At 47.4% G+C, this 14,366-nt stretch carries 10 protein-coding genes; 7 read left to right on the forward strand and 3 right to left on the reverse strand.

Annotation, left to right across the window (positions count from 1 at the left end; genetic code table 11):
- Positions 1-2 precede the first annotated feature (2 nt).
- Positions 3-1,739 carry an amidohydrolase gene (locus ELR70_RS03740; protein ID WP_054013600.1) on the reverse strand — a complete coding sequence of 579 codons (1,737 nt, stop codon included), beginning with the start codon at positions 1,737-1,739 and terminating at the stop codon, positions 3-5.
- 71 nt (positions 1,740-1,810) lie between these two features.
- Here ELR70_RS03740 and ELR70_RS03745 point away from each other — a divergent pair, with 71 nt between their 5' ends.
- The gene (locus ELR70_RS03745; RefSeq protein WP_054013599.1) at positions 1,811-2,491 is read left to right on the forward strand and encodes a response regulator transcription factor; all 681 of its coding nucleotides are present in this window, start codon (positions 1,811-1,813) and stop codon (positions 2,489-2,491) included.
- Complete coding sequence (locus ELR70_RS03750) at positions 2,488-3,660, forward strand: HAMP domain-containing histidine kinase (RefSeq protein ID WP_054013598.1); 1,173 nt, start codon at positions 2,488-2,490, stop codon at positions 3,658-3,660. The genes ELR70_RS03745 and ELR70_RS03750 overlap by 4 nt, the downstream gene beginning before the upstream one ends.
- On the opposite strand, the gene ELR70_RS03755 is transcribed toward ELR70_RS03750, so the two are convergent.
- Entirely contained in the window at positions 3,657-4,121 is a 465-nt protein-coding gene (locus tag ELR70_RS03755) for an OsmC family protein (RefSeq protein WP_054013597.1), read from the reverse strand. The two genes, ELR70_RS03750 and ELR70_RS03755, sit on opposite strands and share 4 nt — an antisense overlap.
- A 99-nt stretch (positions 4,122-4,220) precedes the next feature.
- On the opposite strand from ELR70_RS03755, the gene ELR70_RS03760 reads away from it, so the two are divergent.
- From ELR70_RS03760 to ELR70_RS03775, 4 genes are all read left to right on the forward strand, one after another.
- Complete coding sequence (locus ELR70_RS03760) at positions 4,221-5,147, forward strand: LysR substrate-binding domain-containing protein (protein ID WP_054013596.1); 927 nt, start codon at positions 4,221-4,223, stop codon at positions 5,145-5,147.
- Between the two features lie 100 nt (positions 5,148-5,247).
- Positions 5,248-9,411, forward strand: a complete 4,164-nt coding sequence (locus tag ELR70_RS03765; RefSeq protein WP_054013595.1) for a response regulator — start codon at positions 5,248-5,250, stop codon at positions 9,409-9,411.
- Positions 9,389-10,291: a protein-glutamate O-methyltransferase CheR gene (locus tag ELR70_RS03770; RefSeq protein WP_054013594.1), complete on the forward strand. Its 903-nt coding sequence runs from the start codon at positions 9,389-9,391 to the stop codon at positions 10,289-10,291. The genes ELR70_RS03765 and ELR70_RS03770 overlap by 23 nt, the downstream gene beginning before the upstream one ends.
- Before the next feature lie 83 nt (positions 10,292-10,374).
- Positions 10,375-12,507: an EAL domain-containing protein gene (locus tag ELR70_RS03775; protein ID WP_054013593.1), complete on the forward strand. Its 2,133-nt coding sequence runs from the start codon at positions 10,375-10,377 to the stop codon at positions 12,505-12,507.
- Here the strand turns inward: ELR70_RS03775 and ELR70_RS03780 are convergent.
- Positions 12,459-13,292 carry a hypothetical protein gene (locus tag ELR70_RS03780; protein WP_054013592.1) on the reverse strand — a complete coding sequence of 278 codons (834 nt, stop codon included), beginning with the start codon at positions 13,290-13,292 and terminating at the stop codon, positions 12,459-12,461. The two genes, ELR70_RS03775 and ELR70_RS03780, sit on opposite strands and share 49 nt — an antisense overlap.
- A 112-nt stretch (positions 13,293-13,404) precedes the next feature.
- Here ELR70_RS03780 and ELR70_RS03785 point away from each other — a divergent pair, with 112 nt between their 5' ends.
- Positions 13,405-14,331, forward strand: a complete 927-nt coding sequence (locus tag ELR70_RS03785; protein ID WP_054013591.1) for a hypothetical protein — start codon at positions 13,405-13,407, stop codon at positions 14,329-14,331.
- Positions 14,332-14,366 lie beyond the last annotated feature (35 nt).

Below are 14,366 nucleotides of genomic sequence, written 5' to 3' on the forward strand. Positions count from 1 at the left end.
ACCTAACGCTGATAAACAATTTCGCCATCGAGTAGTGTCATGACTACCTGCGTATTGCGGATCTGTGTGGCACTGGCTTCAAATAAATCTCGGTCAATGACCACCAGATCTGCCAGTTTACCGGCTTCAATGCTACCAACACGTTGTTCCTGGCGCATGGCATAGGCGCTGTTGAGCGTGTAGGCTTCTATCGCCTGTGCCAGCGTAATAGCCTGCGGCTGGCGAGAAACTGCATTGCTTAATCCGATGAACGGATTAAACGGGCTGACATTCCAGTCGCTCGATAAGGTGAGCGTGGCTTTGTTGTCAACTAGGCTGCGAATAGGCACCAAATCCTGTGCCCGCTGTGCACCAATTAAGGGGATGGTGTCGGGCCAGTGTCTCGGATCTGTAAAGTCTCCGGCAACTTGTGCATCGGCAATCACCCCCAGCTTGTCAAAGCGTGGTAAATCTGCAGGGTCAATGACCTCCAGATGGGTAATTCTGTGGCGGGCTTGCCCATTTGAAGCTTTTTCGATGGCATTCAGTGCTTCATGAATGCCTCTGTCACCAATGCCGTGGATGTTAAAGTCAAAGCCAGTAGGCTCCAGTGCTTTGATGTACTTTTCAAGTCGTGCCTGAGAAAAGTAATTCAGCCCCCGGTTACCATCCAGTTCCAGCCAGTTTTCCAGATAGGGTTCATGCATTGCTGCTGTGGTATTGACTAAAATACCATCCATATAGAACTTGACCTGGTTAACCTGTAACAGCTCAGCCGGGTTACTCTGGTACAAAGATTTAAGTTTTGTCAGTTGGGTATTGTCGTTCATTTGTGGGTAAGCCCATAACCCCAGCGCGACACGCAGTGTCAATTTGTCTTCTTTCGCAACGCGCTGCCAGGTTTCCAAATGACCACGCTGCCAGTAGGTACGCGCATCACTGATGGAGGTGATGCCTGCTTTGTTGAGCTCAGGCATGGTGTATTCAATCAGGCCCAGGTAGTCACTCTGTGCAGCTTCCGGAAGTGACTGCATGGCCAGTTCCATGACCTGATTGCCCGCATTGTCGTACAAAATACCGTTGAGCGCCCCTTGCTCATCGCGCCCAAGCACCCCACCAATAGGGTCAATGCTTCTGGCTGACAGACCGGCAAGCGCCAGTGCTTTGCTGTTGACCCACATAGAATGAGAAGTTTGTTCCATAATGATCACCGGGCGATCAGGCACGGCTTCATCGAGTATTGCCAAAGGAGAATCAGACATCTCCAGCAATGTTGATATCTCATGGCCATAACCAATCAGCCAGGCAGCCGTGGGATGTTGGCTGGCTGCGTAAGCTATTGCGTCTACGTATTCTGAGGAAGTTGCTGCGGCTGGCACTGTAAACTGGGTCGCCTCCGAGGCTGACTCAAGCGGGTGCATATGCACATCATGGAAGCCGGGCAGCATCATCTTGCCCTGCAAGTCAATGTGCTGTGTGGTTTCGCCGATAAACTGCTGAGCTTGTTCATTGCTGCCAACCAGGACAATTTTGTTGTCTTGCAGCACCACGGCTTGTGCCCATGGTTGCTCAGTATTCACTGTGTATATTCGTCCATTGGTAAAGACCATAGTGGCGCTATTAATATCATTGGTTTGCGCTACATTCGGGGTGTTTGTCGGTGTCGTAGCTGGACTCGTTGTTTGATTGTCTGAGTTACAGCCACTGAGGGCTAAACCGGCTATCAGAAAACTGCTGGTGATCATCTTTGTTGCTCGCATTGTTGACTCCTCGTTGATGCCGATACACTATCAATAGCATGGTAACCACAAGGTAACAGTATAGAGGTTAAATGCTGATCTTATTGGTGGAAGACGACTCGGTTCTGGCTGCGCAAACCATCGACTTTCTTAACGCAGAAGGGATTGACGTGGATTATGCTGCAACGCTTGCCAGTGCAAAGGAGATTGCGGCCAAAAATGCCGCTTTTGATAAGTATGACGCCATTGTTCTGGACATGGCATTGCCTGATGGTAACGCATTGAGTTTGTTGCAACAAACACTGGCGGGGTTTGACGCTCCGGTATTATTCTGCACTGCCGCAACGGCACTAGATGATAAGCTGGCTGCATTTGAGGCTGGGGCACTCGATTACTTGACCAAACCTTTTGCGCTTCCGGAGCTGGCAGTGCGAGTCAAGTTACTTGCGGGTAAAGTAAGCAAACAAAATCAGGTGTTTGAGCTGGGTGATCTGCATATCGACTTTTCGGCAAAAATTGCCCGGCGAGGCAGTCGCACCATAGTGCTATCGCCTCAGCAATGGCAGTTGCTCGCTTTACTGGCTGAACAAGCCCCCGCTCCGGTCAGTAAAGTCCAGATCTTACGCCATATCTGGCCGGACAGTGAGGTCAACAACAATATGTATAAGTCATTGATAACCAGGCTGAGACATAATCTGAGCCAGAGGGATGAAGCGTCAGTGATACATACGCTCAAGGGACAGGGCGTAGCGTTGAGAGAAACCGCATCATGAAGCAAAAAACGCTCAGGTGGTATCTGGCCAGGCGATTGTTTTTGCTGTTTAGCATCTTTTCTTTGATCTGGGTTTGGGTAGCCAGTCAGGTTTATCACTATGCCTGGGATGGCACGTCAGAATATTATCTTTATCAGGATCTGGAGGTGGCGCTGTCGGGCCAGCTAAAATTACCTTATGAGGATACCGGCAAGTTCATGGGTCACTGGCAAGATCTGCCCACAGACTATCAGCGTACTTTTGCGCGTCATGGGCTGGGGCCTGACGAACAGACTCGGGAATTCACACAGTTGCTCACACTGGGTGAAGACTATGTGTATATTCTGCGCTATGCAGAGATGCCGCCCGAACCGCTGTACATTGTACATCGCATTGCCGGACAGGATTCGCCCAGTCTGCTGGTGGTGTTTATTGCGCTGACGCTGGCGCTGTTTGTGTTTGCCGCCCTGATATGGTGGCCCACTCATCAGCGTATTGTGCGCGAGTCTGAACAACTCACTGCGTCTTTGCAGTCACCGGATAGCGACCCAACACAGTTTGAAGAGTTTGCTTCTCAGTCTATTCTCGCCGCCACCGATGCCTATGCACAAGACTATGCTCAGCAGCAGGAGCGGCTGTATTCCGCCTTTTTAAGTCACGAACTTAATACGCCACTGGCACAGATCCAAAATACGCTGGCACGATTTGGGCAGCTGGATGAACTGCCTTTAGATGCTTTACCTTTATTAACTCAGCTTGAACAAGCCGGTCAGGATCTGGTTTCGCTGAGTGAGGCTATTTTGTTGCTGTGCAGAGCCGATCAGGCACGCCTGACAGTCACCGATTTGAATGGGGTTTTGATAAGCTGGCAACAGAGCTGGCAGCAACAAGGTCTGTGCATAGAGCTGAATCTGCCAACAGAGCCGGTCAGCCAGCCAGTGCAGCAGCGTCTGTTGACCTTACTCCTGACGCAGCTGGGCAAAAACGCGCTGCAACATGGTGAAGGCACATTCGTTGTAACACTGGATAATGGTGGCATGACCTTTTCCAATCGAGTTGGTACACAACAAGCACATCACGGTCAGGGGTTAGGCACCCAAATTGTTGCCCGTGTATGTGCGTGCTTTGGTTGGCGGGAACAGTATCACTCAGACCAGCAATTTACCTTGGTGATCCACTTTCCCAGCTAAATCGGTTGGACCAGTACCTCCGTTTTAACAGAGTTGGCAATAAAGCACAGCTCATGAGCTTGATGATGTAACGTGTTCAGGTTGATCTGTCCGTTGACATTATCTCCAGCCAGGATTACTTCGGGGCGAAGGGTAACTTGAGTCATGGCTTTTTTACCTAGACTGTCTTCACTGAGTATGCCGACCGCTTTGTCTTCGTAACTTTGTACCACAATGCCTGATTTTGCCGCCAGGTGGAGAAAAAATAGCATATGACAACTAGATAAAGAGGCAACAAACGCTTCTTCAGGATCTGCATATTCAGGAACTGAGTAAGGCTGCGGCACAATGTGTGGTGACGCAGAAGCAGCAAGCTTTGTTCCGCCACCCAATTGCCATTGGTGTACTCGGCTGTATTTTTGTTCAGTAAAACTTTCATTGTGGTTGAGCTGCCAACGAATAGTTGCATGGTATTGGGACATTTTATTACTCCAGATTGCGACGACTGGCATCAGTATGGAGTTGAATTGCTGTGAGCAAAAGCGATAATAACTCAATCTGTTGTTAATTATTTTCATATCATGATTGAGGCAAACATTTCGCTGACTGCACTGCAAAGCTTTGCTGTGGTTGCAGCTGAGCTGAGTTTCACCAAAGCTGGTCAGATCCTGCACAAAACCCCCAGCGCGATTAGCCATCAAATGAAACAACTGGAGCAGCAACTCAATGTACAGTTGTTTTACAGGAAGTCCAAAGGGGTATTACTGACACCCGCGGGCGAGTTGTTGAGGGCCGATGTCAATCACGGATTGGCACAAATCAACGCTGGGATCCGCCAGGCCAGACTTAAGGCGCAAACTGATAAGCAGACCCTCGTTCTTGCGGTGATCCCTTCATTACTGGAGCACTGGCTGTTACCCAGGCTCAGCCGCCTATACAAAGCGCTGCCTACAATTCAACTGGAGCTGATAGCAATGGACCAGCTGGCTGATTTCGCCAGCAATCGGGTTCATGGTCATCTGCACTTTGGTCGGGGAGCGTTTGCTGATTTGGACAGTCGTTGGCTGGCCGATGAGTATACGTATCCCGTGATATCACCGACGCTTCGCCAGCAATATCCTCATTTATCTTCGGTTAGCGACTGGATTGGGCATGTGCCTTTGCTGGCTTATCGCGGTGGGGTGGAGGATGCACCAGCAAATCTTGGTTGGGAGGCATGGTTGAGTCGCTTTGAACCATTGGGCGGTCAGGTGTCGCGTGTTAACACCTTCAGTCATGTGGGTCTGGCGATGGGGGCGGCCAAATATGGTCAGGGCATAGCCCTGGGTTGGCACCACATTGTGCAACATGCCCTGAATTGTCGAGAATTAGAGAAACTCCCGGTTGAACCACTTAGGTTGGCATTTTCTTACCATTTGGTGGCCCCCGAAAGTCACTGGCTACGACCTGAAATGGTGGCTTTATTCGAGTGGCTCAAATTAGAATTTTCTATCTCATCAATAGCGTGAATTTTAGGCAGAAAATTGCCCCAACTTTTGACTGCGTGACTATACTCTGAGTGGATATTTCCAGAATAAATGGACTGGCGCTTTACAGAGAGAAGGAATAATGGAGTTAAATACATTAAGCACGCGCATCAGTATGGGGTTTGTACTTGCCTTTTTGATCCCAGCTGCCATTGTCATTGCGGCGCTCTTTCAGTTAGCAGAGCTGGAGCGTCGCAGCACTCAGTTCAGCAGCAATGAACTGGCCAGTGTTAAGCATATGCAGGCACTGAGGTCCAACTTTGAGGATTCTAAACTCGAGCTAAAATCCTGGATGGCTGGAGGGGGGCAACAGCATTTGCAAGGGCGGCGTGAGGCTTGGCAAGGCATTGATGAGTCTCTTTTCAAGATCAAACGCTTGGCGTTGTCAGCACTGAGCCAAACACAAATCTCCAGACTTGAAAATAAGCTTAATGAAGCCAGGCTGATCCAGCAACAAATTGAAGAAATAGCACAATCTGAGAGCAATTTTCCGGGCTTGCAGGTTTTTTTCAATCAGGCCACGCCTCGTGCACAGCAAATTATCAGTGCCGTCACTTTAACAATTGAGTGGGAGAATGAACTGGCGGTGGAGCCATCGCGTAAGCAGTTACTTAAAAACCTGGCAGACTTTCGCGGCAGCTTTACCAGCGCACTGATGGCTGCTCAGGCATTTTTGCTCAGTAACCAGGAAGTATATTTCCTGGAATTTGAGCGGCATCGTTCCTGGCATGAAGATGCCTGGTTAAATGTGCAACAGCAGCAGGCTCTGCTAAGTCAGCAGCAAAATATTCAGATTCAGAAGGTGGCGCGATTAAGGCAAGAGTTCTGGCAATTATTACCGCAGATTTTTGAACTCAGGCGCAGCAATGCCTGGGATCAGGCTGAAAATAGCTGGCGCGAGCAATTAGGGCCGCTAACCAGAGCGCTTAAGAATCAGTTAGTAGAAATAGAGCTGGCTCAACAGGCGCTTGCAGATCAGAGCTTGGCGGCCGGTCAGGACGGCCTTGCTGATTTAACCGGTGTGGCATCGATTGCCCTATTTTTAGCGGCACTTATCACTATGTGTATTGCATATCTGCTCAACAGACAAATAGGCAGGTCGCTGAGCCAGTCTATTGCGGTGGCCGATCGGGTTGCTGGCGGGGACTTTAGTGCCAATGTGCAACTTCTGGGCATCACTGAGATCAGGCAGTTATCCAGATCGCTGGCAAAAATGACCCAAACACTGCGAGATATAACTCAGCACGCCAAGAAAATAGAAAAAGGGGATTACGCTCAGGACTTCACACCAAAAGGTGAAAAAGATTTACTCGGGATAGCATTGAACGCCATGACCAAAAACTTGCGTAAAGCCCACCAGCTATCGCAAGAGCAAACTTGGTTAAAGGCTGGGCAGGCAGATATCGCTGAGCGCCTCACAGGTACACGAACTGCGGGGCAAATTTATCAAATTGCGTGTGATTTTTGTAGCAGCTATCTGGGCGCTGAGGTGGGGGCGTTGTACGCACTGGAAGGCGAACAATATCAGTTACAAGCCAGTTATGCCTATAAATGTCGTAATACACAAAGTACGCAGTTCAAGCTGGGGGAAGGTCTGATTGGGCAAGCGGCATTAGAAGGCAAGTTGTTGTATTTTAGTGACTTGCCTGAAGAGCATGTGTCTATGTCGGTGGATTCAGGCCTTGGTCACTCATTTGCGCGACATATTGTGGCAGTACCTGTGAAAGACAAACAGCAAGGTGGTGCGGTGTTAGCGGTATTAGTGATAGCCAGTGTAAACTCGTTTTCTGGAGTCGGTATCGAGTTGTTGGAATTGTGTGCCGATAGCATTGCACAGGCGCTTGCATCGGCTCTGTCTCGGGAGCGATTGCAGGAGTTGCTTGAAGAGTCGCAACAACAAGCAGAAGAACTTGAATCACAGCAGCAAGACCTTAAAGCCGCCAATGAAGAGCTGGAGCAGCAAACGCAGGAGCTCAAGCGTTCGGAAGAAGAGCTCAGAGAGCAAAGAAGCCAGCTAACCCAAACCAATACTGAGCTTACAGAACGCACAGACACCTTGCAAAAGCAAAAAATTGAAATTGAAAACGCCCGAATTGAGTTGCAACATCGTGCCGAGCAACTGGCCGTATCAAGCAAATACAAATCTGAGTTTCTGGCCAACATGTCTCACGAATTGAGAACGCCGCTTAATAGCTTACTATTACTGTCACAGTCTTTAGCCCGCAATTCCGAAGGCAATTTAACCGAAGATCAGCTTGAAGACATAGAAGTGATTTACAACGGTGGCCAGTCTTTACTGACCTTAATTAATGAGATCCTGGATCTGTCGAAAGTTGAGGCGGGTAAACTTAAATTGATTTCGGACCGAGTTGATTTACACAGTTTTGTTGCCCGATTAAAAAGGCAGTTTGACCCGGTTGCAAAAGAAAAAAATCTTGAGTTTAAAATCACGGTCTCTGCGTTGGCGCCTAAGGATATAGAAACAGACGAGCTGAGACTGGAACAGGTACTTCGAAACCTACTCTCCAATGCCTTCAAGTTTACGGAACAAGGATATGTAGAACTATGTATAGAACCCGTTGCGGGCGACGTTCAGTTTAGCAATTCAACATTGACCCCGGATAACAGTTTGAGCTTTGTGGTGAGAGACACGGGCATTGGCATTGAGCAAGACATGCAAAAAGCGATTTTTGAAGCGTTCCAGCAAGCGGATGGGTCAACCAGTCGGGCTTTTGGAGGTACAGGTTTAGGGTTGACCATTTCGAGAGAGTTTAGCCTGTTAATGGGCGGAGAGATCCAATTGGTCAGCGAGGTGAATAAGGGCAGTACCTTTTCTTTGTATATTCCGCGCCACAAGCAAGCAGATAATGAAAAGCAGGATGAGCCACCGTCTCTGCCTGATGTGCAACCAAAGCAGGCGTTGCCGAAAAGTGACTTCGTCAAAGTGCATGGTGATGCTTTACTGGCTGAGCCGCAAGCTGACAAAGAAGCTGGCAACAACGCCATTGTTACAACAGACCCCTCGGAAAATTCGGCAGCAGGGCTTAGCAGCACGATTCTAATCGTTGAAGATGACAGCCAGTTTGCCAGCATTTTATCTGATATTGCCCGCAAGCATCAGTTTGATCCTGTAGTGTGTTCGCAAGCTAAACAGGCACTGAACATGGTTCAGCAAGCACACCCCAGCGCGGTGATATTGGATATTGGGCTGCCTGATATGGATGGTATGATGTTATTAGATACCTTAAAGTCGCAGCCTAAAACGCGCCAAATCCCGGTGCATATTGTTTCGGGCAAAAATAAAGATCCAAAAGCATTGCAAAAAGGCGCCATCGACTTTTTAACCAAGCCCGTGTCTTTAGAGCAAATGGAACAGGTTTTTGCAAAGTTCGAGGTCTTGCTGCAAAAACACATTAAGCATTTGCTCTTGGTAGAAGATGATAATGATGCCTGTAAAGTGATTAAGCAGGTTTTACAGCAAAAAGGATTAGAGCTACATGTTGCCAATGATGGTGGCACAGCCATGCAGGTGCTGAAACAACACCAGATAGACTGCTGTATTGTAGATTTGAATCTGCCGGATATATCGGGTTTTGAATTGCTTGAAAGAATGGATACCGAACCAGGTCTAACACTGCCGCCAATTATTGTTTATACCGCACAGGACTTAAGCCGGGATGAATACCATCAACTGTTGCGTTTTACCGATAAAATTGTACTGAAAACCGATCACGCTCCGGTGCGCTTGCAAGATGAAGTCGAGCTCTTTTTACACTCAGTAGAGCAGCAGTTACCACCGAGTGTGATGGCTGCTAAGCAAAGTGACATTATCAGCCAGCCCATTGACTTATCGGGCTTTCATGTACTCCTGGTTGATGATGATTTGCGGAACACCTATGCCTTATCTAAGTTGTTGAAAGAGCAAGGCCTGGCCGTGACTATGGCAGATAATGGTCAGCTGGCTCTGGAAAAACTGCAGCAAAGTGAGCAATTCGATTTGGTCCTGATGGATATTATGATGCCTGTAATGGATGGCTTTGAAGCCATGCGGCACATTCGTGCAGATATTTCCCAGAGCCTCCCTATTATCGCATTAACCGCCAAGGCGATGAGCGAGGATAAACAGAAATGCCTTGAGGCCGGAGCCAGTGATTACCTTGCTAAGCCGGTTGATATCAATGTTTTGATTTCTATGATGAAAATATGGCTATACGAAACACAAAATGCAACTGACAGACTCCATTAATCTAACCCAGGGCAAAGACCCTGAGAGAAAGCTAAGCCCTGAGCAAATGCTGGAGGTCGACATTTTACTGGATGTATTGTTTCAGCGCAGTGGTTATGATTTTTCACAGTATGCTCGCAGTACGCTGGTCCGGCGTTTGCAAAATTGTATGCTCATGGACGATCTGCCCCACTTTTCTCACTTGATCCCCAAAGTGTTATATGAAAAAGGGTACATGCACAAACTGATTCAGGAGCTGTCAGTCAGTGTGACGGAGTTTTTTCGAGACCCCGCCTTTTTTCAGTCTTTGGAGCAACACGTACTTCCTGTATTAGAGACTTTCCCCTACTTTAAAATTTGGCATGCTGGCTGTGCCACGGGGGAAGAGGTGTATTCTCTTGCCATATTGCTAAAGGCACATGGCTTATATGACAGGGCAAAAATCTATGCGACAGACTTTAATGATCGTATTTTAGAAAAAGCCAAAGTAGGTATTTTCACTGAAGAAACCATGCATCAGGGAGAGCAAAACTATAATCGGCTGACCATATCACACGATACCCCATTTCATGAGTACTTTTCGACTCAATATCACAGCAGCAAGGTTCGAATGGAACTGGCTCAAAATATCGTGTTTGCCAATCATAATCTGGTCTGTGATGGCGTGTTCGGCGAAATGCAACTGGTACTTTGCCGTAATGTGATGATTTATTTTGATAATAATTTAAAAAAGCGGGTTGTTGATTTGTTTGATCAAAGCCTGCATCACAGTGGCTTTTTAGGGCTGGGCAGGCTGGAAAATCTCGATTATCTGGACACCAGCGCTCGATGGCAGTTACTGGACAATGCTGCAACGCTTTATCGCAAAGTTCCGGGCCCAAAACTAGGACTAAAGACTTAGATGGGTTTCTTCAGTTCGGGCTGGAAGATGCGATTTTTGTACTAAGCTTGAAGGAGCTGGAAAGAAACAGACCAGGATGACTTATGGAAGCACTGAAGCGAAATCAGGTGCATGAAGACGATTGCACCAAACCAACGATTTTAATTGTTGATGATAGGCCCGAAAACCATCGAGTGGTCAAAAAGATCCTTGCAGATATGCGTGCCAATTTTCACTCTGCTGAGTCGGGTCATGAAGTATTGTCGCTGGTGTTACGGCACAAGTATGCGGTTATTCTACTGGATGTGATGATGCCAGGCATCGATGGCTTTGAGACGGCCTCTTTGCTGCGGATGAATGATGAAACTAAGCATACGCCAATCATTTTTATCACTGCCGCAGATCATACCGAAGCACTGGAATTTAAAGGATATGAGGTGGGTGCCGTCGATTACTTGTTCAAACCCATTAATGCGCACACGCTATACAGTAAAGTGCAGGTTTTTCTTGAGCTGGAACAGCAAAGAACGAAACTTTTGCAATCTTTTCATGATATTAAGGAGCTTGAAAACAAGAACCGCCTATTATTGAAGTCGATTGGTGAGGGGATCTTAGGAGTCGATACACAGGGTCGCATCACTTATACCAATCCGGCGACCGAGAAAATACTGGGCTTGAATGAAAATGTGTTGGTGGGCGCTGATATTTCGGAGTTCATTTGTTTGTCTACGTCGCTTGCGGGTATTGCAAATTGGCAAAACTGCAAAATATTTGAGCACTGTACAAAGGGGTATACCTATCGGGATTCATACGGGTTATTCAAGGATAACGAAAAACGCATGTTTCCTGCTGAGTTTATTGCCACGCCCATCTATGAAAACAGTACTTTGTTTGGGGTTGTTATCGCCTTTCAGGATATAAGTCAAAAGCGCAGCATTGAAGAGCAACTGAGTCGTTTATCTCAGTTTGATACTCTGACAGGACTGGTAAATCGCAGCACTTTCGAGAAGCACTTGCAGCAGGCGATTAAACGTAGCCTCAGGCATGGCCGAGAGTTTTCGCTCCTGCATCTCGATTTAGACCATTTCAAGCAGATCAATGACCAGTTTGGTCATGAGGTGGGTGATATTCTACTTCAGGAAGTCGGTCACCGGATTGTAAAAACGGTCAGTGATGGTGACATTGTTGCACGGATCGGCGGCGATGAGTTTGTGATATTGCTGGAGAATTTTATTGAGCAGCATGTCCGAAATGAGGCTGTGCTTGCTGAGCATTTGCTCAGTCACCTGTCGGGTGCTTATCATATTCGGGGAAACGAAATTTACATCGGCCCCAGTATTGGTATAGCACGTTTCCCTGGCGCAGGTGAAGACAGCGTCAGTGTATTAAGGGCCGTTGAACTGGCGATGTATCGGGCCAAAAAACAGGGGGGACAGAACTTTCAGTTTTTCACCGAAGAACTGCATTTGCAAGCTTTGGAATCTCTGGAGCTGGAACAAAAGCTGAGGGCGGCCATCGAACATCAGGAGTTTGAGCTGCACTATCAACCGCAGTGGGATGTCGCAAATAATAAAGTCAACAAGGTAGAAGCCCTGTTACGCTGGTTTCCTGCCGACGGCAGCAGAGTCGGCCCGGATATTTTTATTCCTAAACTGGAGGAAATCGGGCTGATCAATAAAGTGGGTGAGTGGGTTGTTGAACAGGCCTGCGTACAGGCAAAAAAATGGCGAGCGGAAATGTCTTGTGCGCCCTGCATAGCCGTTAATTTATCGATGGAGCAATTGCAGCGTGAGGAGTTGCCCGAAATGGTGTTTTATTTGCTGCAAAAGTATCAATTACCGGCTGATGCCATCGAAGTAGAGGTAACTGAAGGGATGATGATACAAAACCCCCAACAGGCAATTGAGATTCTTAATGCCTTTCAACGTTTAGGGATTGCCGTAGCGATAGATGATTTTGGCACGGGGTATTCATCATTTAGTTATCTGGTACACCTGCCGATCGACACACTTAAAATAGACCGTGAGTTTGTTCGCAAGCTGGGAGAAGATGAAAAGTGTGAAATGGTGGTTCGGGCCATTATCAGCCTGGCTCACAATATGCGCTTAAAAGTGGTGGCAGAAGGAGTCGAAACAGAGCAGCAGCTGGCCTTTCTTTTGGAGCAAAAATGTGACTATATTCAGGGTTATTATTTTGCAAAACCCGCATCTGCTGCGCAGGTACGGCTTGAACTGTGAGTTTGCGCCAGTGCAATGGTGGGCAAATGGATAACGATAGCCTGTGAAGTGATATAAAGTACCCAGTTAATTGCTCTGATCTGGGGGTAATAACCTTGCCCTTCGTTGCCAAAAATCCAAAATTGTCCGATGAGTGCGTCGGCCAAGGTGGCGAGTATCATGCCAAACGCCAGGATGAATCTGGGTACTTTTGGCAGGTTGGAACGGATTAACAGGCAAAAACCCAGCAGCGCAGCCTGAGCAATAAACACGGCGTAGCCGCCGGTTAGGAATGTAACGTACCAGCCACTGCCAGGCAGGTACATAGACAGGAAGCTGTACAAAGCCAATAGTGCGGTGAGTAGTACGGCAAGCATAAAGTAAATCACCTGAACACCTGAGTAGTTTAACAAACGCCAGCAAGCCAAAAATAAAAACATATACCCAGGCATAAAAAACCACACTGAATCCGCCAGATAATCGTGCTTTACTACTGTGCCGTGTTGAAAGTAACTTTGCGTCAGGTTGAAATTAACCAGGTCGCCGGCCAGACAAAACAAAATGGATAAAACGGCCATATTTGCAAATAGCCGACAACGGTGAGCGTATTGATGTTGATAGATTGATTGTCTTATTATGACGCTGTTGGACAGTAGCAAGGTCAAAGTCAGTGCTTCGAAACTCAAAACCCAGACGCGTGTCTCTCCTTCCACAGACCAAACGCCAAGCAGGGTCAAAAGCAAGTCGAGCATTGCCAATGAGATGATTAAGATACTTGTGTTGATCGTGTTCCAGCGGGCTACCATCCTGAATCCTTGTTACTTTGCAGACCTGTTTTGTGGAGGTACAACTTTTAACAGTATTCTCGATGCAAAAGCAATGCTTTTTGTGTAGATTGCCAGGCTTGAGAGGAAATATATGTCACAATTAAAAACCACACTGTCGTTTACTTTTTCAATCAGTGCGCTGTGTATCGCGCTCTACAGTCATTTTACTCAACCGCCAGAGCGAGATCTTACACACCTGACCTTATCAGCAGACCGGGAACACCTTGCGTCGCAAAGTGAGCGGTTTACAGTTAATCAAACGGAAGAGTCTGTGGAAGGTCAACAGCACATTCAGCAGTTAAAAGAACAAGTACGCTATTTGCAGGAGCGTGTACTAGAGCTGGAAAATCGCGCCTTTTCGGCGCCTGGGGCCGCTCAATCTCTTGAAGAGTCGGTATTAGCGATCCTGGAAGAAAAAGAACAACGAGAGAGAGCTGAACATCGCGAAAGCAATCCTGTATATGGTTTTTACGAAGATCTGCCTGATGATTATGAAATGCGCCTGAAGACCGACCCAGAGTATGCGGATAAGCTTTCTAAGCAGTTACAACAAAAGGTACTGGACGAGAGTTTGCCTGTGATTGATCGCCTGTCAGCGATGGGGCAGTTACAGATGAATATGTATGTTCTCAATCGTACCCAAATGGACACTATGAACTATGATACCGTAGACGCAGTTATCAAAATCAGTCGTGGCCAATACGATGATAAATTGCGCGTCCAGGCATTGGATGTGGTAGCCCAAACACCAGTCGTAGATGGGCGTATAGCGCGCTCTTTACTTGATATTGTCGAAAAGGAAAGTAACGATTACATGCGAGCTACGGCCGCGGAAGGCCTGATGGCGCAATACTATCAGGCTAATGATGAACAGTATCCGGGTTTGAAGCGGCAACTGGCCAGCGATATATTGAAGCTCTACAACAATGATATCGATAGTCAGGTATACAATCTGATGCAACGTATGATCGGCGATGAAGACTTGCTTGAGCAAATACGTAAAGATGCCAATAAGTAATCAGGTAACGCGAATTGCTGCTATTTTGCAATGAA

Source organism: Pseudoalteromonas sp. R3 (assembly GCF_004014715.1).
Taxonomy (GTDB): Bacteria; Pseudomonadota; Gammaproteobacteria; order Enterobacterales; family Alteromonadaceae; genus Pseudoalteromonas.